The organism is Trueperaceae bacterium (genome assembly GCA_019454765.1).
Classification (GTDB): Bacteria; Deinococcota; Deinococci; order Deinococcales; family Trueperaceae; genus JAAYYF01.
In genome coordinates this window covers 73,379-99,394 of record JACFNR010000002.1, presented here as the reverse complement: position 1 = coordinate 99,394, position 26,016 = coordinate 73,379, and the positions used below count along the sequence as shown (strand labels likewise).

The window sequence follows — 26,016 nt, the reverse complement described above, 5'->3', positions numbered from 1 at the left end:
GTCCCCAACGCTGCCCGTGAAGGGCTGCTCCGGCGCGGGCGTGGACTTGGCGTGCGGCTCGCGGGCGGTCCCGTCGCCGCCGTCGTGACGGTCAGAACTGTCTGTCATGAGATCCTCGGTCCCGGCCGGGTCCCTGCGGCGGGGCGCCGCAGGGACCCGCGCCGCCTCAGCCCGCGGGCTTGAACTCCGCGTCGATCACGTCGTCGTCGCCGGGGTGCTGGTGCGGCTGATCGGCCTGCGGCTCGTCGGCCGCCTGTCCCGCCTGGGGCTGGGCGACGCTCTGGCTGAACTCCTGCAGCTTCGCGGCGAGGTCCTTGCCGATGCTCTCGAGGCGGTCCTTGGTGACGAGCTCCGAAGCCAGCGCCTTCTGAGCCTCGTCGACGAGGTCCTCGACGGGCTTCTTCTGCTCGCTGGTGGCGCCAGTGGCCTCCTCGAGCGCCTTCTGCGCTTGGAGCCTCAGGCCGTCGAGCTGGTTCTTGGCCTCGGCGAGCTCCTTGGCGGTGCGGTCGGCCTCGGCGTTGGCGGCCGCGTCCTTGACCATGCGGTCGACCTCGTCCTCGCTGAGGGTGGTGGTGTTCTGGATGGTGATGCTCGCCGCCTTGCCTGTCGACTTCTCCTTGGCCGTCACGTGCAGGATGCCGTTGGCGTCCATGTCGTAGGTGATCTCGATCTGCGGCATGCCGGCAGGCATGGGCGGGATGCCGTCGAGCTTGAACCTGCCGAGCGACTTGTTGTGAGCCGCCATGGGCCGCTCGCCCTGCAGGACGTGCACCTCCACGCCGGTCTGGTTGTGGTCGGCGGTCGAGAAGGTCTCCGACTTCCGGACGGGGACGGTGGTGTTGCGGTCGATCAGCTTGGTGAAGACGCCGCCCTTGGTCTCGACGCCCAGGCTCAGTGGCGTGACGTCGAGCAGGACGATGTCGTCGACCGTGCCGGTCAGCACGCCCGCCTGCACGGCGGCGCCCAGCGCCACGACCTCATCGGGGTTGACCGACTGGTTCGGCTCCTTGCCCAGGATGTCCTTGACGATCTTCTTGACGGCGGGGACGCGGGTGGCGCCGCCCACGAGGATGATCTCGTCGATGTCGGAGGCGCTGAGCTTGGCGTCCTTGAGCGCCTGCTCGAGGGGGCCCCTCACGCGCTTGAGGAGCGGGTCGACGAGCTCCTCGAACTTGGAGCGCGTGAGCTTGGTGTCGAGGTAGAGGGGGGTGTTGCTGGCCGGGTCCATGGAGATGAACGGCAGCGAGATGGTCGTCTCGGGCAGGCCCGACAGCTCGATCTTGGCCTTCTCGGCCGCCTCGAGGAGGCGCTGCAGCGCCTGCTTGTCCTTGCGCAGGTCGACGCTGTACTGCTTCTGGAAGTCGTCGGCCAGCCACTGCACGATGGCGTAGTCCATGTCGGAGCCGCCCAGGTGAGTGTCGCCGCTGGTGGAGCGGACCTCGAACACGCCGTCGCCGACCTCCAGCACGGAGACGTCGAAGGTGCCGCCGCCCAGGTCGAAGACGAGTACGGTCTCGTTCCCCTTCTTCTCGAGGCCGTAGGCGAGGGCGGCCGCGGTGGGTTCGTTGACGATGCGGAGCACCTCGAGGCCGGCGATGCGGCCCGCGTTCTGCGTGGCCTCGCGCTGCGAGTTGTTGAAGTAGGCGGGCACGGTGATGACGGCCTTGGTGATGGTCTCGCCGAGGCGCTCCCCGGCGTCGGTCACCAGCTTGCGCAGGACCATCGCCGACACCTCTTCGGGCGTGAGCTGCTTGCCCTCGACCACGAAGCGCACGCCGCCGTCGTCGCCGCGCACGACCTCGTAGGGGGCGCGCTCGGCCTCGTGCTTGATCTCGTCCCAGGTGCGCCCGATGTAGCGCTTGATCTCGAACAGGGTCCCCTTGGGGTTGAGGACGGCCTGGCGCTTGGCGACCTGGCCTACGAGGCGCTGCTCGCCCTTGAAGGCCACCACCGACGGGGTGGTGCGGTTGCCTTCTGCGTTCACGAGGACGACGGGCTCGTTCCCTTCCATCACCGCGATGACGCTGTTGGTGGTCCCGAGGTCGATGCCTACGGCTTTTGCCATGTGTTCGGCTCCTTAGTGGGGGTTCGGCCATGTCGCTTCGAAGGGCCGGTCGTCGGCCCCGTCACGACGCGCGCCCATCCGCTGTAGCATGAAACCTGAGCAGATGGGGCGCAGGCTCGTCACTAGCCGGCAGTATAGCGGCAGGGGTCAGTCATTGTCAAGCAATATGAGCGTGGTCGTATCAACTTTGCCGGAGCCCGGGGCCCGCCGTCACGAAGCGGCGCCCGGCTCCGCTCGCCTATCGTACCAACGCATGCCGTACTGCAAGGCGACCGGTCGCGCCCGCCCGACCCCGTACACGAACCTGCCGCTCTCCCAGGCGCCCGCCTCCGTCACGAGCACGAACTCGCCCTCGTCCAGTAGCGCCAGGTGGCCGTTCGGGGTGGCGAGCTCGCCGACCAGGGCCAGCAGCCGCTCCCCGTCCGGGACCAGCTCGAGCCTGCCCCACGGCTCGCCGGAGTCGTAGACGCCGGCCAGCGCCGGCGCCGCCCGCCCCAGCGCGGTGGCGGCGTGGTGGCCGTGAGCCCCTCCGAAGGGGGGCTCCTCCAGCGGCAGGCCGAGGTAGGCGTTCACCGCCGCGTGCCAGAGCCGCTTCACCGGCACCTCGTCGAGGTTGGCGAGGACCGCCACCCCCAGCCCCAGCGACGGGACGGCACCCAGGTGAGAGGAGACGCCCTTCAGCGACCCGCCGTGCCGCCACAGGCTCCGCCCGTGGAATCCCTCCCGCAGCATCCACCCGAGCCCGTAGGAGGTGAACCGTTCCGCCCAACCCCGGCCGACGTGGAGCTCCCTGAGCCGCCCGGGCGGCACGGCGAGCGTCCCCGGGGTGGGCCATAGCAGGTAGCGCAGGTAGGCCGCCAGGTCGAGAACGCTGGCCTTGAGGAAGCCGGTCGCGAGGTAGGCCGGCGCCTCCTCCCACTGCAGCGACCGGACGACCTCGCCCGTCGGCGCCTGGGTGTACAGCTCGGTGAGGCGCCCGGTCGCGCGCGCCGCCGCCGTGTCGAACCCCGCGCCGGTCAGGCCGAGCGGCGCGAGCACCTCGCGCGCAACCACGTCGGGGTACGGCTCGCCCGTGGCCGCCTCGATGACGGCGCCCAGCAGCGCGTACCCGTCGTTGGAGTAGCTGACCACCCGCCCCGGTGCCGCCAGCGCCGGGCGCCCCTCGCCCGCCAGGTAGTCGAGCAGGGCGGCGTGATCCCCAAGGTCCGGCGCGCCCCGGTAGTCGCGCCGGTTGAACTCCTGCGCGGGGTCGCCCACCTGGCTCGGCCGGATGGCGAAGTCGAGGCCGCGCACGGGCGGCAGGCCGCTCGTGTGGCTCGCTAGGTGCACGAGCCGCACGCTGCCGCGGCTCACACCGGGGTAGGCGAACGCCGGTAGGTGCCGCTCCACCGGGTCGTCGAGCGTGAGGACCCCGCGCGCCTCGAGGGCGAGCAGCGTCAGGGCCGTGAACGACTTCGTGAGCGACGCGAGGCCGAAGACGGTGTCGGCCGCCACTGGCACCCGCGCCTCGCGGTCCCGCCACCCGTACGCGCGCACGAACGGCGTGCCCCCCTCCGTCACGACGGCCAGGCTGCCGCCCGGCACGCGGTGCGCGGCGAAGAACCCCGCCGCGAACTCGTCGAGCCGCTCCGCCCACCCCGCCGCCGGCGTCACCTCGCCCTGCGGCACGTCACCGCCCCTCCTCCACCGCGAGCGCGTCGCGCATGGCGTCGCCGAGGAAGTTGAAGCCGAGAACCACCAGCATGATGACGGCGCCAGGGAACACCGAGTACCACCAGGCGTTGAAGATGAACTGCTGCCCGCGGTTGATCATCGTGCCCCAGCTGGCCAGCGGCTCCTGGATGCCCAGCCCCAGGAACGACAGCGTCGCCTCCGACAGGATGGCGCCGGCGACGCCCAACGAGCCGATGACGATCATGGAGGCGAGCGCGTTGGGCATGACGTGGCGCAGGATGACGCCCACGTCCCGCAGCCCGAGCGCCCTGGCCGCCGTGACGTACTCGTTCTGCCGCACCCGCAGCACCTCGGAACGCATGACGCGCGCCTCCCCCGGCCAACTGATCAGGCCCAACGCGAGGAAGATGGTGGTGGCGCCCGAGCCGAAGATGGCCACGATGACGATCAGGAAGAGCAGGCCCGGGATGGCGAAGAACACGTCGGTGACCCGCATGATGAGGTTGTCGACCCAACCGCCGAAGAAGCCGGCCATGGCCCCCAGGGTTATGCCGACCAAGAGGGCGATCCCCTCGGCTATCAACCCGATGCGCATGCTGATGCGGGCGCCGTAGACGATGCGCGAGAACAGGTCGCGGCCCAGCTCGTCGGTGCCGAACCAGAACTCGGCCGACGGCGGAACGAGGCGCGCGGTGGCGATACGTTGAGCCGTCGGGTCGTGCGGCGCGATCTGCGGGGCGAGGATGGCCACCAGCGTGAAGACGACCACGATGACGAGGCCCACCAGCCCGAGCCGGTGCCGCGCGAAGGCGCGGAGGCGCCGGGAGCGCCGCCAACCGCCCACCGAGCCGCTCGCGGCGCTCACGCGTACCTGATCTGCGGGTTGATCACCGCGTACAGGACGTCGATGACGATGTTGACCGCCACGAACAGGAGCGCCCCGAAGACGAGCGTGCCGATGATGACGGGCGCGTCGCGGCGCGAGATGGCCGTCACCACCGCGCGCCCGAGGCCGGGCCAGTTGAACACCGTCTCGGTGACGACCGAGCCGCCCAGCAGGTAGCCGACGTCGAGGCCGATGATCGTTATCACCGGTATGAGCGCGTTCCGCAGCTCGTGCTTGAAGATGACCTGGCGGTCGGCCAGGCCCTTGGAGCGGGCGGTGCGCGAGTAGTCCTTGCGCCGCTCCTCGAGCAGCGACGAGCGCATCACGCGCGCGATGGTCGCCGACAAGTGCGTGCCCAGCACCAACGCCGGCAGCACCAGGTAGCGGACGTTGCCGCCCCCGTAGCCCGCGACGGGGAACAGCGCCACGCCGTACGTGTCCTGCGTCAGGAAGATCTTGGCGAGGACCGCCTGCCAGAAGACGGGCATCGCCACGCCCAGGAGGGCCACCAGCATGAGCGTGTGGTCGATCCAGGTGTACTGGTGACGCGCGGCAAGGATGCCGGAGGGTATGCCGATGAGGATGGCCACCAACAGGGCCGCCGACATGAGCTGCAGCGTGCGCGGGAAGCGGTAGCCGATGATGTCGCCCACCTGCTCGTCGAGCACGAAGCTCTTGCCGAGGTCGCCCGTCACGGTGCGGTACAGGAACCTTCCGTACTGGGCGTACCACGGGTCGTTGAGGCCGAGAGAATCGCGGACGCGCTCGATGGTGGCGGGGTCGGCACGCTTGTACTGTTCGCCCATGACGGCCCTGACCGGGTCGCCGGGCATCAGATAGGTGAGCAGGAAGATGATGGTGAACACGCCGAGCAGCGTGGGGACGGCCCAGAGCGCGCGGCGCAGAACGTACTGGAACAAGCCGGCCGTGTCCTCTCGTGGTTGGCGGCGGGGCACTGCCGGCGGCTCGCCGTGGGCTACGCCGGCGGGGCCGGCCCGGTGACGCGCCGGGGTCCGGGCGGGCGCCCGGCACGCCGGCGCGGGCCGGGCCGCCCGGCGCCGGTCGCGCCCTGGCGGCCCGGTCGTGGCCGGACGGTTACTTCTTCTCTACGTACTTGAGCGGCGTGCGGTAGGTGCCGGCCGCGGAGACCTGGAAGTCGGTGACGTTCGGCTTGAGCAGGTAGGCGATCTTCGAGTAGCCCGAGACGATCCACGGCGCGTCGGCCATGATCAGCTCGTGCGCCTTCAGGTAGATGGCGTTGCGCTCGTCAGGGTCGCTCGTGGCGCGCGCCTGGTCGAGGAGCGCGTCGACCTCGGGGTTGTCGTACTCGGTGTCGTCGCGGCCGTGCGCGAAGAGGAAGTCGAGGACCTCGCTGGGGTCGGCGAAGTCGGCGCTCCAGCCCGAGAGGAAGAACACCACGTCGGGTTCGCCAACGTGCGTCCAGTAGGTGCTGTTGTCCTCCTTCTGGAGGACGATGGTCACGCCGATCTGCGCCAGCATGTCCTGCAGCGCCACGTGCGGCGCGTCGGAGTCGGAGGCGAAGTAGTAGAGCGTGATGGGGTCGAGCCCGGCGCCGCCGGGGTAGCCGGCCTCGGCGAGCGCCGCCTTGGCCTTCTCGATGTCGTACGGGTAACCGGCCACGTCGGCGGCCGGCATGTCGGGCGGGAGCACGCCCATGGTGCCGGGCACGCGCGCGCCCTCCATGAGCACGTTCCAGATGAGCTCGCGGTCGACGGCGTAGTTGAACGCCTGGCGCAGCTTCACGTTGTCCTTGAAGGGGGGCTCGGTGACCTTGAAGCCCCAGTAGCGCACGTTGAGGCCGGCGGACTCGTGGTACTCGGCCGCGTACTCGTTCTTGATCGACTCGAGCTGGCCGTCCGGGAAGTCGAGGAGAAGGTCGAGCTCGCCCTGGCGGTACTGGAGCAGCGCCGTGGTGGCGTCGGGCACGTTGTGGAACACCACGCGGTCGAGCTTGGGCGCGCCTTCCCAGTAGTCGGGGTTGGCCTTGAGGACGAGCTGGTCGTCGCGGCGCCAGCTATCGAACAGGAACGGGCCGGTGCCGACAGGGTTGTTGCTGAGCGAGGCGCCGAGCGCCTCGAGGGCCTCGCGCGGCACGACGTAGGCGTTGACGAGGTCCGCCAGGAACCGGTGGTTGGGCGCGTCGAGGGTCATCTCGACCGTGTGGTCGTCGACCACCCTGAAGCCCTCGACGGTGTCGGCCTCGCCGGCGAGGAACGCCGCCGAGCCCTTGAGGGCCTGCAGGTACTCGGGGTGCTCGGAGACGGCGGTGTCCTCGGTGAGGTAGCGCAGCAGGGACCACTCGACGTCGTCGGCCTTCATCTCGGGATCGGCGTAGGTGACCCCGGGCGCAGCCTGGAACTTGACGCCCCTGCGCAGGTGGAAGGTGTAGGTGAGGCCGTCGTCGGAGATGTCCCACGACTCGGCGAGCGCCGGGACGACCGCGCCGCTCTCGCCGTCGAAGGTGGTGAGGCCCTCGTAGACGTTCACGAGCACGCGCCGCGTGGCGACCGTGGTGGAGCGCCAGGCGTCGAGGTGTTCCGGGTCGGCGCTGACTGGGTAGTTCAGCGTGCCGGCGGCGGAGGCGCTACCCCATAGGGCCAGCGCGCCGAGCGTCAACAGCAACAGGCGACGAAGGTGCACGTTCCACTCCTTCACGGCGTCCGGTTGGCGCGGATGCCGGCTACGGTGAGGCCGGTCGTCTCCCCTTGCCGCCGCGCCGCCGCAGCTCAGTCCTGGCGACGCGCGCGGCCGAGGTGGTCGCAGTCGGGCCTCACGAGTTGGCGAAGTGTATCAGAGCACCGGGCGAGGGTAAAGACGGACGGGCGCCCGCGGGAACGCCGCGCTGCACGAGAACGTGAGCGGCAGGTCGCGGCGCGCCTCCTGACGGCGGTAACCTCTGGGTCGTCCGGGCCGGCACGTCACGCGGCCCTCCGCCCGGGAGTTTACGGACCGAGCGGAGCTGGGAGGGAACATGCTTTACCTGGTCGTGGCACGAGACGGCGTGGACGCGGAGGCCCCTGCGCGGCGCGCGGCGGCGCGCCCGGCGCACCTGGAGGCCGCCAAGCGGCGCGCGGAGCAGGGGCTCCTGCCCCTCGGCGGGGCCCTGCTGGACGCCGAGGGAGCCATGATCGGCTCCGCCGTCGTCCTCGAGGCCGCCAGCGAAGCGGAGGCTCGGGCCATCGTCGCGAGCGACCCGTACACGCAGACCGGCGTGTGGGTGAGTTACGACATCTGGCCGTTCAAGCGCGCCTTCTGACGCCCCACGGGGCGCCGGCTAGGCGTCGGCGGCGAGCGGCACGATGCGACCCGCCCCAACGTCTACCAGCCCTAGGTCGGTGAGGCGCAACTCGGGGATCACGGCCAACCCCATGAAGCTGAGCGCCATGTAAGGCGACGGCAGCTCGCAACCGAACGATCGGGCGGCGGCGTCGAGGGCGTCGAGCCGGTCGCGCACCGCCTCCAGCGGCACGTCCGTGACGATGCCCCCGATGGGCAGCTCGAGCTCGGCCACGACGGCCCCGTCCAGGCAGGCCACCAGGCCGCCGCCCAGCTCCGCCAGGCGCAGACAGGCGGCGAGCATGTCGCGGTCGTTCGTTCCCACGCACAAGACGTTGTGGTGGTCGTGCCCCACGCTCGACGCGAGAGCGCCGCGCCGCAGGCCGAAGCCGGCGACGAAGCCGACGGCGGGGACGGCGTCGGGGCGCCTTCCGTGGCGCTCCACGCACGCCAGCTTGGCGAGGTCGCGCGCCGGATCCGCCACCGCCAGCCCGTCGACGACGGTGGGCGTCTGCCTCTCCGCCGTGGTCAGGATCTGGTTGGGGTGCGCGCGGATCACCCGCACCGGGCCGGGAGGCGCCGGGGCCGCGAACGAGGCCGGAGCGAGCGCCGGCAACCTCACGCTGCGGCCAAGTGGCCCGGCCGCGGTGAGCGCCGGCCGCGCCGGCACGGCCCCCGGCACGAGCAGGCCGCCCCGCGCCACCACCTGCCCGCCCTTGAGCACGAGGTCGGGGTCGGCGCTCAGCTCCCCGCCCACGGCCAGGTCAGCCAGGTAGCCGGCCGCGACGGCGCCGCGACGGGGGAGGCGGAAATGCCTGGCGTGGTTGTAGCTGGCGCAACGCACCGCGTAGGCGGCGTCGCGACCGGCCGCCACGGCCCGGCGCACGAGTAGGTCGACCCCACCCTCGGTGAGCAGGTCGTGGGGCAGGCGGTCGTCGGTGACGAAGCCGATCCTGTCGCCGTGGCGGGGGTCGACGAGGGGCATCAGGGCGTCGAGGTCGCGGGTGACCGATCCCTCCCTGATCATGAGGAAGGCGCCGGCGCGGAGCTTCTCCAGCCCCTCTGCCAGGGTGGTGCTCTCGTGGTCCGATCCGACACCGGCGGCGAGGTACGCCTGCAGCGCCGCGCCCGTCAGGGCGGGCGCGTGGCCCTCGACCGTCCGGCCGCGCTCCTCGCCAAGGCGGGCCTTGGAGAGCACGCGCTCGTCGCCAGCCACCAGCGCGCCGAAGCTCATCAGTTCGGCCACGCCGACGCTGCGTGGATCGTCAAGCAGGCGGGCCATGGCGCCTGGGCCGTAGTCGGCGCCGACCGTCTCGAACGGGCTGCTCGGAACGCAGCTCGGCGCCGTCACCCACACGTCGAACGGGAGGTCGGCGGAGGCGGCGAGCAGCCACGCCACCCCGGCCTCGCCCGCCACGTTGGCGAGCTCGTGAGGGTCGCACACCACGCCGGTCACGCCGCGAGGCAGGAGGCAGCGGGCGTACTCGGCGGGCGTGACGAGTGACGACTCCAGGTGGACGTGACCGTCGACGTAGCCGGGGCGCACCACGCTGCCCGCCAGGTCGACGACGTCGTCGGCCGGCGGGTAGTGGGCGGGCACCACCGGCAACACGGCCGCCACGAGCCGCCCGGCCACCAGGACGTCGGCCTCGAGGATCTCGCTGGTGAAGACGTTGACCACGCGGCCGCCCCTGAGGTGGAGCGTGCCCGGCGCCCTGCCCGCCGCGACCTCCACGGCGCGGCGCACCTCGGCGGCGGTTACGCCCGTGCCCGCTGTGGGCGCGGGGCCGCTCACCCGACCTCGGCGGCCGCGGAAGGCACGCGGGGCGCCGGCGGGTTCAACCCAGCGGCGACTGCGCGCGCTTGGCCTGAGGGGCGTAGTAGGGGTTCTCGCCCGTGCTGTGGTCCGTGGCGTCCCTTACGCCGCGGATCTCGGGCACCTGCTCCTTGAGGATGCGGTCGATGCCCTGCTTGAGGGTCACGTCGGCGGCGCCGCAGCCGTGGCAACCGCCGCCGAAGCGGATGATGGCCACGCCGTCGTCGACGCCCTCGAGCGTGACGTTGCCGCCGTGCCCGGCCACGCCCGGGTTGATGTGGCGGTCGATGACGTCCTGCACCCGCTGGGCCAGCGGGTCGTCCCAGGCGGGACTGGGGTGGTAGACGCGGAAGCCCGACTGCATGACGCCCTCGACGAAGTCCACGGTGGCGCCGTCAAGGTGCCCGGCCGAGAGCGGGTCCAGGTAGACGTCGAACCCCGGCTCGTTCTGGACGCGGTCGTCGGCGCGCCGGTCCTCGCCCTTCACCAGCCAGAGGCGCTGCTCGGTGCGGTTGCCGGCGATGCGCAACGCGCCGACCCCCTGGCTCCGTTGCGCCTCGATGAAGTGGAGGACGCGTTCCTTGGCGATGTCGGTGAACGTCAGCATCAGGCTTCAAGCCTACCTCACGAACTCGCCCCCGGCCGCGCCCCACTACACGGTGGGGCCGCCGGGGGCGCAGGCGGACGCTCGGACCGCCTCAGAGCACCTGCATCACGTACTGGTCGGTGGCCCGCTCCAGGCCGGCGAGGTCGGCGACGTACACGCCGCGGGTGCCCGAGAGGGCGCCCTCGTTGCGGAGCTCGCCGAGGATGCGCGTGATGGTGACGCGGCTCGATCCCGTGAGGTCGGCGAGGTCCTCGTGCGTAAGCGCCAACGGCAGCTTGATGCCGCCCTGTTGGTCGTCGGCCGGCAGCCCGAACTGCTTGGCGAGCCGCAGGAAGGCGCGGGTGACGCGGGCGCCGACGGGCATCTCGGCCTCGTCCAGCATCTCGCGGCTGCGGCGCAACTGCCGCGCGAGGCTGCGGAGGACGTAGTCGCGCAGGCCGCGATCGTTCATGGCCTGCTGCGGGTCGATGGGCGTGAGGCACGCCTCGTGCACCGCCACGACGGTCTCGGCATGGTTGCCGCCGTCGAGCGCCGAGAGGCCGAGCACGTCGCCGGGGCCGTAGAGGTCAGCGATGCGGTCGCGGCCGAGGCTGGTGGGGACGACCGCCTTGAGGACGCCCTGGTTGACCACGTAGAGGCTGCTGGCCTCGCGGTCGGCTTCGTAGAGCACCTGGCCGGGCTCGAGGGTGCGGATGGGCAGCGCGAGGCCCGACGGCACCACGCGGGAGGCCTGGCAGGAGCTCGGCGTATCGAGTTGTTCGAACGTGTCGAGCATGATGGGTCCTTTCGAGTGTGCGCGCCGGGCGGGTGAGGCGGAGGCGCGCAACTACAGAAACTATAGCAGCCGGTCATGAGAAAGTCCAGGGCGTCCGTCGGTTGACCCGAGGCGCGCACGTGCGTCCTGGACGAGCCTTCCACGGCCGGGTTCGCGGGCGTTGACATCGCGTGGCCACCACCTTAGCATTTAAGGCGATGCTGAACGAGCCCGCCGACCGCCGCCCCCTGTCCCCCGCCCAACGGCGGGTGTACGAGCGGCTGGTGGAGCACGAGCGGCGCACCGGCGCACCGCCCGACCTCGCGGAGTTCGCCCGCGGCCTCGGCGTGCACTACGTGTCGTTGCGCCAGCACCTGGAGGCGCTCGCCGCCAAGGGCTACCTACGCTTCGAGAGCCGGGGGCGCGGCCGCTCGCCGCTGCTCGAGCTTCCTGCCGGGGCCACCGGCGTGCCCGTACTCGGCGCCATCCCGGCCGGTCCGCTCACCAGCGCCGAGGCGCTCGCGGAGGCGTACCTGCCCGCGGCGGTCGGCGGGGGGGCGGGAGCGTTCGCGCTCCGCGTGAGGGGCGACTCCATGGCCGACCTCATCCAGGACGGCGACGTGGTGCTCCTGGAGCAGGGCCGCCATCGCCGCAGCGGCGAGATCTGCGCCGTCCGGGTCGACGACGACGAGGTCACGCTCAAGTACCTCGACGACCTGGGCGCGGGCCGCTTCGCGCTGCGGCCGCACAACCCGGCCTACCCGACCGTCGAGGTCGCGGGTAACCGACTCGCAGTCGACGGGGTCTACCGCGGGTTGCTGCGCGGGAGCGTCGCGGCGGCGCTGACGCAGCCCTCGTGAAGGGCGGCGCTGCTCGGCCGCGGGCTCGCTGAACCGCAAGCGTCCTGAAGCCGCGTGCGCCTCAGCGCTGCACGACCACGCCGTCCGCCACCAGCTCGTCGATCTCCCCTTCGCTCAGGCCGAGCTCGCGGCGCAGCACCCCGCGCGAGTCGGCGCCCAACAGGGGCGGGACGGGCGCTGCGCCGGGCGCCGGTGGCGCGAGCACCGGCGCGCCGCCGGGCCCCGCAACGTGCCACAACGGGCTCGCGACCATGGGTAGCGTCCCGACGGTCGGGTGGTGCCCCGCCACGACGGCTCCCCGCGCCTCCGCCTGCGGGTCCGCCAGCGCCTCCGGCAGCGTCGCCACCGGCGTGGCGGGCACGGTGGCCGCGCGGCAGGCCGCCAGGAGCTCCGCCCGCGTCCGGGGGGCCAGTTCCGCGGCGACCATGGGCACGAGCGCGCCGCGGTTGAGGACGCGCGCCTCGTTCGTCGCGAACCGCGGGTCGCGCGCCAGTTCGGGCCGACCCAGCACGTCACAGAACCTGGCGAACTGCCCGTCGTTGCCGACCGCCACCACCACGGCGCCGTCCGCGACGTCGAACGCCTGGTAGGGCACGATGTTCGGGTGCCCGCTCCCCAGCCTGGCCGGCGGCTGCCCCGTGAGCAGCGCGTTCTGCGCCTGGTTCACCATGGACGCCAGGGCGACGTCGAACAGCGCCATGTCGACGTGGGCCCCCTCGCCGGTGGCGTCGCGCCGCCGCAGCGCCGCCAACGCCGCCGTGGCGGCGTGAAGCCCGGTCAGCACGTCGATCCACGCCACCCCGAGCTTGACGGGCGGACCGTCAGGTTCCCCCGTCATGGCGAGCAGGCCCGACTGCGCCTGGAGGGCGGCATCGTAGCCCGCCTCCGAGCGCCGGGGACCATCCTGCCCGTAGCCGGTGATGGACACGTACACGACGCCCGGGTTGCCGGCCGCCACGGCGGCGTAGTCGAGGCCGTAGCGCGCGAGGTCGCCGACCTTGAAGTTCTCGACCACCACGTCCGCCTTGCGGGCGAGGTCGCGCACGATGGCGCTGCCGCGCGGGTCCTTGAGGTCGAGCGCGAGGCTCTCCTTGCCGCGGTTCACGGACAGGTAGTAGCCGCTCTCGCCACCCACGTATGGCGGCCCCCAGCGCCTGGTGTCGTCGCCGGCGGGCGACTCCACCTTCACCACCCGCGCGCCGAGGTCGGCCAGCAGCAGGGTGCAGTAGGGCCCGGCCAGGACGCGGCTCAGGTCCAGCACGAACAGGTCACGTAGCAAGGCTCGCCTCCCCGGGGGCGCCGGCGGGCGGCAGCGGCGCGCCGGCGGCCGTCACGGCGCCACGAACGTCGGCACGAGGCCCGCGTCGAAGGGCCGCCCCAGGACCCTGAGCGCGCGGTCGGGGCGATCCGTTATCAGCCCGTCGACGCCCATGGCCAGGAGCCGGCGCATCTCGGCGGCGTCGTTGACGGTCCAGACGTCCACGCGCACGCCGCGGCCGTGCGCGGCGCGCACGAACGCGGGGGTGACCACCGTGACGTTGCCCTGCCTGACCGGCACCTGCAACGCGTCGAACGGCGGCGCGTAGGCGCGCGCCAGGCGGAGGGTCGCCAGCACGTAGAAGAGCGTGACCTCGCTGCGCGATGCCGCGGTCGCCACCTCGGGGCACGCCTCGCGGAACGCCCGCAACGGCGCCGACGCGAACGCTGCCACCATCACCCTCCCGCCGGCCCCGCTCTCTCGCAGCAGGGCGCAGAGCGCCGTGCCCGCCGCCGCCGTCTCCTCCTTGATCTCCACGTTCACGGCGTTCGCCGGGAAGCGCGCCAGTACCTCGCGCAGGGTTGGCACGACCACGCCCGTGCCGCGGTAGTGGTACTCCCCCGCCTGGGCGTCGCCCCGGTGACCGTCGGTCGTCCAGCGGTAGCCGGCGTCGACCGCCGCGAACCCCGAGGCGGACGTGGCGCCAACGGGACCGGTGCCGGAGGTGGTCCGGTCGAGCGTCGCGTCGTGGATCACGCGGAACGCCCCGTCGGCGTCGCGCTGCACGTCGAGTTCCAGCACGTCGGCGCCCAACGCCGCCGACCCCTCGAACGCCGGCAGGGTGTTGTCGGGCCAGAGGCCCTGCCCGCCGCCATGGGCGAGCACGCTGGTGCCCGCGCCCAAGGCCTGCACGTAGGCGTGGCGCGCGCGTGGGCGGTTGACGAGCGCCAGCAGCGCGTAGGCTGCCACGGCCAGCACGGCGACGGCTATCACTACCCTCAAGGCACGCATCGGTTCGTCCTCCGGCGCGAGGGCCCCTCGGGTGGCCGACCCCCGCGGGCGCTCGCCAGAGTGTACCCAGGCGCGCCGCCCCACCCCGGAGGCCCGCTCCCGGATGTCCGCCCGGCGGTCCGCGCGCCGCCATGCGCCACGTGCACCGGACCGAACGCCCAACGCATATATCATGAGCGCGGTCTAAGGACCCGCCCGGGGCCGAGGGGGTCACCGGTCCCGCCGGGCGATCGGCACGCTCACGCGCCCCGGTGGTCGCACCCCCGGAAGGGATCGACATGCGCACGCTACGCCTCTGCCTCGTCCTCCTCCTCTCCCCCCTTGCCGCCCACGGCGCGGCCCAAGGCCAGTTACCGGTGGTGAACGCGGCGATGGAGGCCACGGGGACGTTCTCCTGGGTCGTCCACGCCATGGACTACTTCGACACGGCCACCAAGAACGGTATCCAGGTGGTCGCCACGCCGTACGCCTCCAAGCAGGCCAGCGAGATCGCCCTGCGCTCGGGCGCCGCCGACGTGAAGGTGGACGACTTCCTCGCGCCCGCGCTGCTCCGCGAGGCCGGCATCGCCGCCAGCGGCATCTACCCGTACGCCACGGCCGTCGGCGCGCTGGTGGTGGGCGTCGACTCAGGCATCGAGGGCCTCGCCGACCTGAAGGGCAAGACGATCGCCGCCGGCAGCCTCCGCGACAAGAGCCTCCTCATCCTGCGGGCCCTGACGATCTCCGAGTACGGCTTCGACGTGCAGGAGGACAGCGAGGTCGTGGCCGCAGCCCCGCCCCTGATGATGCAGTTGACGGCCGACGGCCAGGTCGACGCGGCGCTGCCGCTCTGGCACTGGGTGGCCCGCATGGAGGCGGCCGGGGTGGCGCGCGAGGTCATGAGCGTGGCCGACATGCTGGGAGAGCTCGGCCTGCCGAGCGACCTCCCCAACCTGATGGTCGTGGCCCGCGACGACATGCCGGACGAGCTGAAGACCCGCTTCATCGCCACGCTCCAAGACACGTTCGCCGCCATGGTGGCTGCGCCCGCCGACGACCCGTTCTGGCAGTCCATCCTCGACCTCGGGCTCTACTCTCTGCCCGACCCGGCGCAGTTCCCCACCGTCATCGCCCGCTGGAAGAAGGGGACCACCAGCAACTGGACGCAGGAGTCCATCGACGGGCTCGTCAGCATGGTCGACCGCCTCGTGGCGCTGGCCGGTGCGGACGTCGTGGGGGTGGCGGGGGTCGACCCGGCCGCCTACACCACCCGCTTCGTCCCGCGCTGACGGGCGAGACGACCGCGAGTGCCGACCGGAGAGGCGTCACCACCACCAGCCGGCAGCGGGCGCGCGGCGGCGGCCGAAGCGGCGGGCGCCGCCCGCGCCGGCGCCTGGCGACGGCGGCGGCGCCGGGCCGCGAGCGTCGGTGCCGGACTCAGGCTCCTCTCCTACGCCTCCCTCCTCGCGCTCTGGCTCGTGGGGGCGCGTCTCCTCGGGCCGGCCATCCTGCCCGGTCCCATCGCCACGCTGCAGTTCATGGCGCACGAGCTCGAGCGCGGCGCGCTGCTCGCGCACCTGTGGGTGACCACCCAGCGGGTGCTCATCGCGTTCCTCCTCGCCATGGCGCTCGGGGTGGCGATGGGCGCCGTCATGGGGCTGTCGCGGCGCGGCGACGACCTGCTGCAGGGCTGGCTGGTCGTCACCTTGACGGTCCCCCGCATCCTCCTGTTCGTGGTGGCCTACCTGACGCTCGGCCTGTCGGACCGGGCTCTGGTGGTCGCGTTGGTCGTCTCCGTCTTCCCCACCATCGTCGTCGCCATCAGGGAGGGCGCGCGCGCCATGGACGGGGGCCTGGTGCAGATGGCGACCGCCTTCAGGCGCTCCCCGACCGCCATCTGGCGCAACGTGGTGTTCCCGCAGCTGACGCCCTACATCGTCGGCACGGCGCGTGGCACGCTCGCGCTGTCGTGGAAGATGGTCGTGCTGGGCGAGCTGCTCGGTCGCACCTCCGGTGTCGGCTACCAGATCGCCTTCTACTTCCAGTTCTTCAACATGGCGGGCATCCTCGCCTACGGCCTCACCATGATGATCCTGCTCGCCACCATCGATCTGGGGGTCATGGGCACGCTGCAACGCCTCGCCTTCAGGTGGCGCGAGCCCGTGAAGGTAGGGGCGGTCGGCTGATGGCCACGCTCGAGGCGGCGGGAGTGACCAAGGCGTACCAGCTGCCTGGCGGCGGCGAGCGCCTCGCGCTGGCCGGCGTCGACCTGACCGTGGCCGACGGCGAGTTCGTCTGCCTGCTGGGGCCGTCGGGCTGCGGGAAGACGACGCTCCTCAACATCTTCGCCGGCCTCGACGCCCCCGACGGCGGGACGGTGAGGGTCGTGGGTCGCGGCTCGGCGGCGCCGGTGGCCGGCTACATGTTCCAGGAGCCGCGGCTCCTACCCTGGTTGAGCGTCAGCGCGAACCTGCGCTTCGTCCTCGACGCGAGGCGGGGCGCGGACGACCTGGTCGAGTTCTGGCTCGAGCGGGTCGGCCTTGCCGGGCGCGGCCGCGACTACCCGCGTCAGCTCTCCATCGGGCAGCGCCAACGCGTCGCGGTGGCGCGGGCGTTGATCATCTCGCCCGACGTGCTCTACCTGGACGAGCCGTTCTCCGCGCTCGACGAGCTCACGGCCTCGCGCATGCGCGAGGAACTGCTCGCGCTCTGGTCGGAGCTCGGCTGCACCGTTCTCTTCGTGACGCACAACCCCATGGAGGCGGCGTTCCTCGCCGACCGGATCGTCGTGATGAGCCCGGGACCCGGCCGCGTGGTCGAGAACCTCGACGTGGGCGCCCTCCTGCCGCGCCCGCGCGACGCCAACGACGTGGGCGTCTGGGAGGTCTCGCGTCGCGCCGTGCGCGCGCTGGCGCCCTGAGGCGCGCCGGCCGCGGCGAGGCGCATGGGGGCGTCAGCGCTGCTTGAGCATGCGCCCCATCAGGCCCGCGGCCAGCACGGCGGCCACGAGCGGCAACCCGAAGGTGACGACCACGTCGAGGCCTAGGGGGAGCTGGTTGAAGCGTAGGAGCATGTACCGCAGCAGGTCGAGCTGGTAGCTGACCGGGTTCACGTACACCAGCGCCTGGATCCAGCCCGGCAGCTGCACCACCCAACCGCCGCCGATCGCGAACACCCCGATGCGCCTCAGCTCCTCGCGCAGGTGGTCGGGGATGTCGAGGAAGCCCACCCCGCCGATGACGCCCTTGAGAGGGAAGATCGAGCCCGACAGGAAGTAGAGGGGCTGGATGACGCCGTTCGAGATGCTGCCGAAGCCCTCGAACGTCTTGAGCCGCGACGCGATGATGACGCCGAGCGCCGTCATGAAGACGCCGAGCGCGAAGATGACGGCCCAGGCACCCAGGACGCCGCCGACCGATAGGCGCACGCCGATGAGCGGGGCGAACAGGAGCGGGATGCTCCCCTGCGCCAGCGACACGGTGGCGCCCCCGAGCAGCTTGCCGAGCGTGACGCTGAACATGGGGGCCGGCGACACCACGACCTCACGCAACAGCCCGACCTCGCGGTCCCACACGAGCGCGATGGCGCACTGCAACGAGGCGAACAGCACGTTGAGGACGATCACGCCCGGCAGGATGTACTGCGCGTACGAGTACCCCTCGATCTCGCGCAGCGCCGCGCCCAACCCGAAGCCCAGGATGAGGAGCCAGAGGACGGTGCGGGAGAAGCCGCCGAAGATCTGCGAGCGGTCGCGGCGGTAGCGCTTCAGCTCGCGGAGCCACATGACGTAGACCACGTCGGGCGCCACGCCGGCCCACGACCTGACGCCGACCGCGCGCGCGCCCACCGCGGCGGCGCCGTCGCCGACCGGCGCGCTCACCGAGTGTGCTCCCCGCCACGCCTGGCGAAGCTGACCATGCGGTCACGCGCCGTCGCCGCCTCGTCGCGCAGCTGCTTGCCCGTAAGGGCGATGAACACGTCCTCCAGGTCGGCGCCGTCGCCCCCGTGAGCCCGGGCGAGCTCGTCGGGCGCCCCGATGGCGATGAGCCTGCCGGCGTCGATGATCCCCACGCGGTCGCACGCCTCCGCCTCGGGCAGGTTGTGCGTCGTCATCAGCACGGTCATGCCCCCCTCGCGCAGGGCCGCGATCCGCTCCCACAGGTGCCTGCGGCCCTGCGGGTCGAGGCCGATGGTGGGCTCGTCGAGGAAGAGCACCGACGGCGAGTGCATGAGCGCCCGCGAGAGCTCGAGGCGCCGCTTCATGCCGCCCGAGAACGAGCGCACCGCGCGGTCGCCCGCGTCTGTGAGGGCCGCCCAAGCGAGCGCTCGCTCGATGGCGCCGCGGCGGTCGCGGCGACCGATGCCGTACAGGACGGCGTGCACCTGGAGGTTCTCCCTGGCGGTAAGGCGCTCGTCGAGCGCGGGATCCTGGAACACCATCCCCAGGACGCGGCGCACCTCGTGCGCCTGCCGCACGACGTCGAACCCCATCACGCTCGCGCGGCCGGCAGTGGGCCTGACGAGCGTGGTGAGCATGTGCAGCGTGGTCGTCTTGCCCGCCCCGTTCGGCCCGAGCAACGCGAAGAACTCGCCCACCCCGATCCGCAGCGTCACGGAGTCGACCGCAACCACGGCGCCGTAGCGCCGCCCGAGACCCTCGGCATCGATGGCGGTCGCCTCCCGCGACGGCTGGGTGGGGCGGGGCGCGTCCGGCATGCTCACGACGTTACCGCCCCGAGGTCGACCCGTTCAGCCGCCCAGGACGCCGACCGCCTCCTCGAGCGCCTCGAGGAGCTCCAGGCAAGCGGCGCCCGCCGCGGCGCCCGCCGCAGCGACCTCGGCGCCCGCCTCGTCGTCTTCCTCCTCGCCCTCTTCACCCTCATCACCCTCGGCCTCGAGGCCCGTGAGGGCGCCGATGACCTCCGCGGCCTCCTCGTGCACTTCGGGCGCCATGAAGCCCATGAAGTCGGCGAGGTAGCGAACGTACAGCTCGCCGACCGCGAACACGCCCTCGAGCGCCACCGCGTCGTCGCCCGCCTGGTAGGCCCGACATGCCGGGGTGAGCGTGACGACGAGGCTCTCCGCCAACGCCGGCATGTCGCGCCCGGCGAACAGCTCGGCGTCGGCCACCGTCTCCAGCAGGCTGATCAGCCGCTGAACCGAGGCCTCGGCCTCCTCGGGGTCGCCAACGATGGCCGCCGGCGGCTCCGGCCGCGGGTAGACCCCGTCGAGCAGGCCGAGCATCTCCTCGACGTCGGCGCGCTGCTCCGCCGTCGCGTAGGCGCTCAGCTGCGTCCACAGCTCCTCGACGCGCTGCAACGACGCCCAGCCGCTCGTGAACTCGAACGGCTCGCCGCCGGCAGCCTCCTCGTAACCCTCGGCCACGCCGCCCTCGCCGAGCGACAGGTCGGCGATTACCCCGCCAAGGAAGGCGGGGGAGCGCCTGACCTCGGTGGGCACCACCCTGTCGTAGGCGCGGAGCGCGAGGGTGCGCGCCTCAGCCACGGCGGCCGAGGCGTCCTCACCGGCCTCGGCGCGCTCCTCGACCTCCTCGAGGGCCGCCAAGAGGTCGTCGCCCAGCGCCGGGTCGGCGGCGCGTAGCGTGCCCACGAAGCGGTGGACGTCGGAGTCTAGCAGCGCCTCGACCTGCTCCATGAGGTCGTCGTCGAGCGGGGCCTCGAACTGGTCGATGACGGCGAGGCGCCGCAGCACGAGCTCGAGCCCGTAGGCGCGGTTCTGGATGAGCGGCTGGTCGAAGAACGGTTGGTACCCGTACTGGGCCGCGGCGGTCGCCGCCATGGCGCCGACCAGGACGGCCAGGAGTGCGCGCGCGAGCTTAGTTGCCACCCGGGATCACCCCGATCTCGGCGGAGTGGGCGCCGCGCCCGGCTCCGATGTTGGCGACCACGCAGCCGCAGGCCGTGTCTATCACCGACACGCTGTCGGAGAGGCCGTTGGCCGTGTAGACGCGCTTGCCGTCCGGCGTGATGGCGATGCCCCACGGCCGCCGCCCCATCTGCTCCTTGATGGTGTTGACGACCTCGTTCGTGGTCGTGTCGATGACGTACACGGCGCTGGTGCCGCCGCCCGCCACGTAGATGAGGTCGCTGGTGGGGTCGACGGCGATCTCGACCGGCCGTGAGTCGAGCCCCAGGTTGATGGTGTCGATCACCTTGCGAGTGGACGTATCGATGACCGAGATGGTCCCGCCGATCTCGGCGGAGACGTAGGCGCGCGTGCCGTCGTTGGAGAACTCCACCACGCGAGGGCGGTTGCCGACGAGGATGTGGGTGACGACCTCGAGCGCCTTCGCGTCGATGACCGTGACGGTGTGCGTGGCCTCTGCGGTGACGTAGACCCAGTTGCCGTCCGGGCTGACGGCCACGCCCTCGGCCTCGACGCCCACCCTGAACGTGGCGAGCTGCTCGCCGGTCGCGACGTCGTAGCCCGCGGCCTGGGCGATGGCCTCGAGTGCCGCCCAGATCTGCTTGCCGTCGGGCGTGACGGCCACGCGCTCCGGGTTGCCGCCGGCGCGGAACTGACCGACGACCTCGTTGGTGCGCACGTCGATGGCGAGGATCTTGTCCTCGGGCGTCTCGAGCTGCGGGTTGAAGTCGCTGATGGAGACGTAGACGATCTTCCCGTCCGGACTCACGGCCATGCCGCGCGGCCGCACCTCGCCGGGGCGCCCGGAGATGGTGATGGTGTCGATCACCTCGTTCGTGGCGGTATCGATGACGGTGATGTCGGCGCTGAACTCGTTGGAGACGTAGAGCCTGTACGAGTCGCCTTGGGCCGAGGCGGCACCGAGCAGCGCCAGCACGAGCGCCGCGGCGAGGCGGTGCGCCGCGACGAGGCGGCGCGCCGCGACGGGGCGGCGCGCCGCCCCGAGGGGGGCGGCCTTGCGTGGGTGTTGCACTGTCATGGTCTCCTTCCGCTCGTGCCGGGAATCACGAGCACCGCGCCGGTCTGGCTGATCGCAACAGACCGGCGCGGCCAAGCTAGGTGGCTCCCTTAAGTTACGGGCCGGGCGTAAGCCCGACGTTAGTGCCGCGCGCCCCGCCCCCCTACGGGCGAGCGACCCGGTCGGGTCCGCGCCCCTCACCGGCACCGGCTGGCACCCGCGAGGTCGCCGATCTGGTCGAGGCGCTCCACCACCTCCGTGCCGGGCATGTAGATGGCCGGCAGCTCCCCTACCAGCGTGGCCAACGTGAACGGGTCGGTGGCGGTGGCGTCCACCTTGACGAGGTAGAGCGGCTCGCGCAGCTGCCGGTCCCACGGCCTGAAGCTGGTGCCGATCCCCTTCCAGACGTCGAACACCGACTGCGGGTCTTCCAGGTAACCGGTGACGGTGGTCGCATCGGTGCCGCCCCCGAAGAAGGCGGCCTCGTAGAGGACCTTCACCCCCTGGTAGACGGCCCAGGCGCTCGGGTCCATCGGCTCGCCGTAGGCCGCGCGGTAGCGGGCGTTCAGCTCGCGCGCGCCGTAGGCGTCGATCGTGGCCTCCCACGCGGCGACGCGGTGGCCGCTGCCCAGGCGCGGCGCCGCGTCGCGCCAGGCCGCGTAGAAGGCCCGCGTCTGCGCCGCCGGGTAGGGGAAGCCGGTGACCATCGCCTGTAGCCCGCCGGCCTCCAGGCCCGCCACGGCCTCCACCTGGGTCGCGGCCGGCAGCAGCAGGACCACCAGGTCGGCCTTGGCGCGCGTCGCGCGCGCGGCCACGTCGGCCCAATCCGCCGCCGCGGCGACCTCGACCTGGCCCACCTCGCGCGCCCCGAAGTGGCGGTCCGCCAGGGTGCGCCTGACGCGGGCGAGTTGCGCCGCCGACTCGTCATCGGCCCCGGTGACGAAGAACCAGTTCCGCTGCCCCGACCTCACGTACCAGCCCGCCATGGCGTCCAGGTACATCGCGGCGCTCGGCTCGACGTGGAACGTCAGCGGACGGCACTGCTCGTTGCGGAGTACGTCCGCCGACGCTCCGACGTTGACGAACGGCACGCCGGCCGTCGCCGACCAGTCGGCCAGCGCGGCCGCCTCCGCCTCGTCGAAGCCGCCGACGACGGCGAACGCCCCGTCGGCCGTGAGCGTCTCGGCGGCCGCCACCACCGCGTCGGGACCATCGGCCGCGACCACTGGAGCGGTGAAGGTGTAGTCGAGCATGCTGGCGTTGAAGGCGAACTCGTCGCCCGCCATGGCCGCCCCCTGCGACGCCGCGCGCGCCACGGCGGCAGCGAGCGGCCCGGCCCCGTCGCCGTCCGGGATGATGATCCCGATGGAGAACGAGCCGGGCAGGTCCCCCTGCGCCAACGCCGCGCCGGTCGCGGCGACCAGGAGCGCGAGGGCGCAGGCCAGAGCCGGCAGGCGCGCCAGCCGGGCGCGGGCACCGAACGGGTTCCGGGTGGGTCGCATGGTCGTCCCTCGCAGTCTCGGCCGTTCGGCCGCGGTGAGCGTCACGGCCTGGGGGCGTCGACCGCGTACTCGGAAATCGCAACGATGATATACGATGCCTGGCCAGAAGCCGGTGCAACGGTGCCAACCCCTAAGGAGGGCCGATGCGCGTCCTGCTGCTCGAAGATCACGCCGACATCGCCGACGCGTTGTTGGAGTCGCTGACGGCCGCGCGCTACGCAGCCAGTTGGGTGAGGACCCGCGAGGAGGCCTACGGCGCCATGGCCGCGGGCGGCTTCGACCTCGCCGTGCTGGACGTGATGCTACCGGGCGACGACGACGCCGGCTTCGCGCTGGCGACCGACCTGCGCCGGGCCGGCTACGACGGGCCGCTGCTGTTCGTCTCGGCGCGCGACACCGAGGCCGACAGGGTGGCGGGCCTGGACCTGGGCGGCGACGACTACCTGGTCAAGCCGTTCGGCCTGCGGGAGTTCATGGCCAGGGTGCGGGCCCTGTTGCGGCGCCGCGCCCAGACGAAGGCGGCGGTCCTCGACCGGGCCGGCCTGCGCGTCGACCTGGCGGCGCGTCGCGTCGCCTGGCAAGGCGCCACCGTCGACGTCAGCGACCGCGAGTTCGCGATGCTCGAACTCTTCGCCCTCTATCCCGACCGCGTCTTCAGCGCCGACGAGCTGGTCGACCGCCTCTTCCCGTCCGCCGCGTCCGGCCCGGGCGTGGTGAGGGTGTACGTGAGCCAGCTACGCCACAAGCTGGCGGACGGCGTCATCCGCACCGTGGCCGGCGGCTACCGCCTCGGAGCGCCGTGAGCCTGCGCGGCTCCGTCTTCCTCGCCGTGCTCCTCGTGGTGGGTTGCACCACCGCCATGGAGGCCCTCCTGGACGTGGTGATCGACCGCTTCGGTGACGAGCGCCTGTTCCTCGACCTGCTCGACGTGCCCGCCACCCTCCTCATCGCCGGTGTCGGGGCCTGGCTCCTCGCGCGCCGCATCTCCCGACCGCTGAAGGAGCTGACCCGCGCCACGCACGCGGTCGCCACGCTCACGCCCGTGCCGGCGACGCTCAGGCCGACCGGGCAGGACGAGCTGGCGGAGCTGGTCACCAGCTTCAACGAGATGGCCGCGGCCGTCGAGGCCGCCGTGGAGCGCGAACGGGCGTTCACCCGCTACGCCTCCCACGAGCTGCGCACGCCGCTCAGCGCCATGCGGCTCCAGCTCGAACGACTGGAACTCGGCGCCGCCACCACCTCCGACGTGCTGCCGGCCCTCGCTCGCGGCGTCGCGCGGCTCGAGGAGATCATCGCGGCGCTACTGTCGCTCGCGCGCGAGTCGGATAGCGCTGGCGACCCGCGCCCGGCCGCGGCCGTCCTCAGTTCCGTGATCGACGCCCTCCCGGCTCCGGACCGCCGGCGCGTGAGCGTGCACGGGAACGGTTGCTCCGCCCTGGTCCGGAACCCGCGGCTGTTCCAGCGGGCGGTGGTCAACCTGGTCGACAACGCCCTGCGTCACGGCGCCGGCACGACGAACGTGCGGCTGAGCGCGAGCGGCGGGCGGTTGATCCTTCGCGTGGAGGACGACGGCCCCGGCCTGGCCCCGCCGGCCCTCGAGCGCGTCACCGAGGCCCTCAACCGCGGGCCGGCCCGGGAGGACGGCCACGGCCTCGGCCTGTCGTTCGTCGCGTTCCTAGCGAAGGCGCTAGGGGGCGACCTGCGCCTGACGAGCGCCGGCGCCGGCCTGAGGGCGGAGCTGTCGCTGCCCATCGCGGCCGGCCCTGAAGGAGCGCCCGGGCGCCACCCATGATGGTGGCGCCCGGGCGCGGCGAGGCTGAGGTGCTCAGTCGAGGAAGTCGCGGAGCTTGCGGGTGCGGCTCTCGTGGTACTTCAGCTTGCGCAGCGCCTTGTTCTCGATCTGCCTGATGCGCTCGCGCGTGACGCCGAAGTGGCTGCCGACCTCCTCGAGGGTGTGCTCGCGACCGTCCACGAGGCCCTTGCGGAGCTTCAGGACCATGGCCTCGCGCTCGTTCAGCTTGTTGAGCGCCTCCTCGAGCTCCTCGCTGAGGATGTTCTTGGAGGCCTCGTCCACGGGCGACTCGATGTTGTCGTCGGGGATGAAATCGCCGTAGAAGCTGTCCTCCTCGTCGCCGATGGGCGTCTCGAGGGAGAACGGCTCGCGGGTCAGCTTGAACGCCTCCTCGACCTTCTCGGCGTTCCAATCGGGCCCCATGGCGTCGGCGATCTCGGCGAAGGTCGGCTCGCGCGAGAGCTCCTGCTGGAGCCTGCGGCTGGCGCGCGTGAGCTTGTTGATCGTCTCGACCATGTGCACCGGGATGCGGATGGTGCGCGACTGGTCTGCGATGGCGCGGTTGATGGCCTGCCTAATCCACCAGGTGGCGTAGGTGGAGAACTTGTAGCGTCGCCGGTACTCGAACTTCTCCACGGCGCGGATCAGACCCTGGTTGCCCTCCTGGATGAGGTCCAGGAAGCTCATGCCGCGGCCGTTGTACTTCTTGGCGATGCTCACGACCAGCCGCAGGTTCGCCTCGATGAGGTGCTTGCGGGCCAGGTCGCCGTCCTCGACGACCCGCTGCTGACGGCGCCGCTCACGCTCGTCCCCCTGCCCGTTCCACTCGGCCAACACGGCCCTGGCCGCCTCGCCGTCCTCGATCCTACGCGCGAGGTCGATCTCCTCGTCGAGGGTCAGTAGCTTCACCCTGCCGATCTCCTGCAGGTACTGCCGCACCGGATCGTTCGTCTTCGGCCGCGCGTCGGCCATGGCCTCGGCCCGCGCCTCGAGCTCCTCGCGGTCGAGCTCGTCGGCCTCGTCCTCGTCGAGTTCGTCGTCGACGTCGTCCTCGTCGAGCATCTCGTCCTCGGCCAGGTCGGCGACCACCACGCCGCGCGCCTCGAGGAGGCCCATGAGGTCCTCGAAGTTCTGCTCCTCGGGGTCGAGGCCGGCACCCTCCACGGCGCGGCGGAAGGCGTCGCTGACCTCCTCGGAGTCGAGCTGCCCCGCCGCCTCCTTGCCACGCGCGACGAGCGACGCGATGATCGGCGAACGCAGCCACGCCGGACCCGCCGGCTCCGCCTCCTCGGCGGGTTCGGCGGCGGCGCCCTTGGCCGGCGTCGGCTTGGCGGCAGCTCCCTTGACAGTGTTCGCCTTGGCGGTGCTCCCCTTGGCCTGGCTCTTGGCGGCGCCCTTGCCGTCCTTGGCGGCGCCCTTCGCGGCCGCGGACTTGGCGGCGGGCTTGGCCGCGGGGGCCTCGTCGGCTTCGGTAGCGGGGCTCGTGGCGGCCTCGGCCGGCTTGGCGGTCGCCTTCGTAGCCTTGGCGGTCGCCTTCGTCGTCGCCTCGGCCGTCGCGGCCTTGCTCGCGGCGCCCTTGCTCGCGGCCGGCTTCGACGCGGCCTTGGTCAC

Annotated in this window: 23 protein-coding genes; 7 read left to right on the top strand and 16 right to left on the bottom strand. The window is 72.3% G+C overall.

Annotated elements, in window-relative coordinates:
• Nucleotides 1-166: 166 nt before the first annotated feature.
• From dnaK to H3C53_01275, 5 genes are all read right to left on the bottom strand, one after another.
• The gene (gene dnaK, locus H3C53_01295; protein ID MBW7915313.1) at nt 167-2,065 is read right to left on the bottom strand and encodes a molecular chaperone DnaK; all 1,899 of its coding nucleotides are present in this window, start codon (nt 2,063-2,065) and stop codon (nt 167-169) included.
• Nucleotides 2,066-2,275: 210 nt separating this feature from the next.
• Nucleotides 2,276-3,733, bottom strand: a complete 1,458-nt coding sequence (locus H3C53_01290; protein ID MBW7915312.1) for a beta-lactamase family protein — start codon at nt 3,731-3,733, stop codon at nt 2,276-2,278.
• A gap of 1 nt (nt 3,734) precedes the next feature.
• A complete protein-coding gene (locus tag H3C53_01285) occupies nt 3,735-4,604 on the bottom strand; it encodes an ABC transporter permease (GenBank protein MBW7915311.1) in 870 nt (289 codons plus the stop codon).
• Complete coding sequence (locus tag H3C53_01280) at nt 4,601-5,545, bottom strand: ABC transporter permease (protein ID MBW7915310.1); 945 nt, start codon at nt 5,543-5,545, stop codon at nt 4,601-4,603. Before H3C53_01280 ends, H3C53_01285 begins: the two co-directional genes overlap by 4 nt.
• A 175-nt stretch (nt 5,546-5,720) precedes the next feature.
• Nucleotides 5,721-7,286 carry an ABC transporter substrate-binding protein gene (locus H3C53_01275; GenBank protein MBW7915309.1) on the bottom strand — a complete coding sequence of 522 codons (1,566 nt, stop codon included), beginning with the start codon at nt 7,284-7,286 and terminating at the stop codon, nt 5,721-5,723.
• Nucleotides 7,287-7,617: 331 nt separating this feature from the next.
• Here H3C53_01275 and H3C53_01270 point away from each other — a divergent pair, with 331 nt between their 5' ends.
• Nucleotides 7,618-7,902 (top strand): hypothetical protein, encoded by a 285-nt coding sequence (locus H3C53_01270; GenBank protein MBW7915308.1) that lies wholly within the window; start codon nt 7,618-7,620, stop codon nt 7,900-7,902.
• A gap of 18 nt (nt 7,903-7,920) precedes the next feature.
• On the opposite strand, the gene H3C53_01265 is transcribed toward H3C53_01270, so the two are convergent.
• The 3 genes from H3C53_01265 to H3C53_01255 form a co-directional block, all read right to left on the bottom strand.
• Complete coding sequence (locus H3C53_01265; GenBank protein MBW7915307.1) at nt 7,921-9,717, bottom strand: adenine deaminase; 1,797 nt, start codon at nt 9,715-9,717, stop codon at nt 7,921-7,923.
• Between the two features lie 43 nt (nt 9,718-9,760).
• A complete protein-coding gene (locus H3C53_01260) occupies nt 9,761-10,345 on the bottom strand; it encodes a NifU family protein (GenBank protein MBW7915306.1) in 585 nt (194 codons plus the stop codon).
• 91 nt (nt 10,346-10,436) lie between these two features.
• Entirely contained in the window at nt 10,437-11,120 is a 684-nt protein-coding gene (locus H3C53_01255) for a Crp/Fnr family transcriptional regulator (GenBank protein ID MBW7915305.1), read from the bottom strand.
• Nucleotides 11,121-11,317: 197 nt separating this feature from the next.
• On the opposite strand from H3C53_01255, the gene H3C53_01250 reads away from it, so the two are divergent.
• Nucleotides 11,318-11,959 (top strand): LexA family transcriptional regulator, encoded by a 642-nt coding sequence (locus H3C53_01250; GenBank protein ID MBW7915304.1) that lies wholly within the window; start codon nt 11,318-11,320, stop codon nt 11,957-11,959.
• Between the two features lie 61 nt (nt 11,960-12,020).
• Here H3C53_01250 and H3C53_01245 read toward each other — a convergent pair whose 3' ends face one another.
• Together H3C53_01245 and H3C53_01240 are read right to left on the bottom strand one after the other, a co-directional pair.
• Nucleotides 12,021-13,238 carry a CoA transferase gene (locus H3C53_01245; protein MBW7915303.1) on the bottom strand — a complete coding sequence of 406 codons (1,218 nt, stop codon included), beginning with the start codon at nt 13,236-13,238 and terminating at the stop codon, nt 12,021-12,023.
• A 51-nt stretch (nt 13,239-13,289) separates the two neighbouring features.
• Nucleotides 13,290-14,228, bottom strand: coding sequence for a glycerophosphodiester phosphodiesterase (locus H3C53_01240; GenBank protein ID MBW7915302.1), 939 nt, complete (start codon nt 14,226-14,228; stop codon nt 13,290-13,292).
• 278 nt (nt 14,229-14,506) lie between these two features.
• Here H3C53_01240 and H3C53_01235 point away from each other — a divergent pair, with 278 nt between their 5' ends.
• From H3C53_01235 to H3C53_01225, 3 genes are read left to right on the top strand one after another with little or no spacing between them, the layout of a single operon-like run.
• Nucleotides 14,507-15,496 carry a PhnD/SsuA/transferrin family substrate-binding protein gene (locus H3C53_01235; protein MBW7915301.1) on the top strand — a complete coding sequence of 330 codons (990 nt, stop codon included), beginning with the start codon at nt 14,507-14,509 and terminating at the stop codon, nt 15,494-15,496.
• An 18-nt stretch (nt 15,497-15,514) separates the two neighbouring features.
• The gene (locus H3C53_01230) at nt 15,515-16,393 is read left to right on the top strand and encodes an ABC transporter permease subunit (GenBank protein MBW7915300.1); all 879 of its coding nucleotides are present in this window, start codon (nt 15,515-15,517) and stop codon (nt 16,391-16,393) included.
• Nucleotides 16,393-17,127 (top strand): ABC transporter ATP-binding protein, encoded by a 735-nt coding sequence (locus H3C53_01225; GenBank protein MBW7915299.1) that lies wholly within the window; start codon nt 16,393-16,395, stop codon nt 17,125-17,127. The genes H3C53_01230 and H3C53_01225 overlap by 1 nt, the downstream gene beginning before the upstream one ends.
• 33 nt (nt 17,128-17,160) lie before the next feature.
• Here H3C53_01225 and H3C53_01220 read toward each other — a convergent pair whose 3' ends face one another.
• From H3C53_01220 to H3C53_01200, 5 genes are all read right to left on the bottom strand, one after another.
• Nucleotides 17,161-17,991, bottom strand: coding sequence for an ABC transporter permease (locus H3C53_01220; GenBank protein ID MBW7915298.1), 831 nt, complete (start codon nt 17,989-17,991; stop codon nt 17,161-17,163).
• A gap of 92 nt (nt 17,992-18,083) precedes the next feature.
• Nucleotides 18,084-18,923, bottom strand: a complete 840-nt coding sequence (locus H3C53_01215) for an ATP-binding cassette domain-containing protein (GenBank protein ID MBW7915297.1) — start codon at nt 18,921-18,923, stop codon at nt 18,084-18,086.
• A 33-nt stretch (nt 18,924-18,956) separates the two neighbouring features.
• Nucleotides 18,957-20,054: a hypothetical protein gene (locus H3C53_01210; protein MBW7915296.1), complete on the bottom strand. Its 1,098-nt coding sequence runs from the start codon at nt 20,052-20,054 to the stop codon at nt 18,957-18,959.
• Nucleotides 20,044-21,132: a beta-propeller fold lactonase family protein gene (locus H3C53_01205; protein MBW7915295.1), complete on the bottom strand. Its 1,089-nt coding sequence runs from the start codon at nt 21,130-21,132 to the stop codon at nt 20,044-20,046. The genes H3C53_01210 and H3C53_01205 overlap by 11 nt, the downstream gene beginning before the upstream one ends.
• Before the next feature lie 176 nt (nt 21,133-21,308).
• Nucleotides 21,309-22,613 (bottom strand): ABC transporter substrate-binding protein, encoded by a 1,305-nt coding sequence (locus H3C53_01200; protein ID MBW7915294.1) that lies wholly within the window; start codon nt 22,611-22,613, stop codon nt 21,309-21,311.
• A 143-nt stretch (nt 22,614-22,756) separates the two neighbouring features.
• Here H3C53_01200 and H3C53_01195 point away from each other — a divergent pair, with 143 nt between their 5' ends.
• A complete protein-coding gene (locus tag H3C53_01195; GenBank protein ID MBW7915293.1) occupies nt 22,757-23,416 on the top strand; it encodes a response regulator transcription factor in 660 nt (219 codons plus the stop codon).
• Nucleotides 23,413-24,405, top strand: a complete 993-nt coding sequence (locus H3C53_01190; GenBank protein MBW7915292.1) for a HAMP domain-containing histidine kinase — start codon at nt 23,413-23,415, stop codon at nt 24,403-24,405. The genes H3C53_01195 and H3C53_01190 overlap by 4 nt, the downstream gene beginning before the upstream one ends.
• Before the next feature lie 33 nt (nt 24,406-24,438).
• Here H3C53_01190 and rpoD read toward each other — a convergent pair whose 3' ends face one another.
• Nucleotides 24,439-26,016 carry an RNA polymerase sigma factor RpoD gene (rpoD, locus tag H3C53_01185; GenBank protein MBW7915291.1) on the bottom strand — a complete coding sequence of 526 codons (1,578 nt, stop codon included), beginning with the start codon at nt 26,014-26,016 and terminating at the stop codon, nt 24,439-24,441.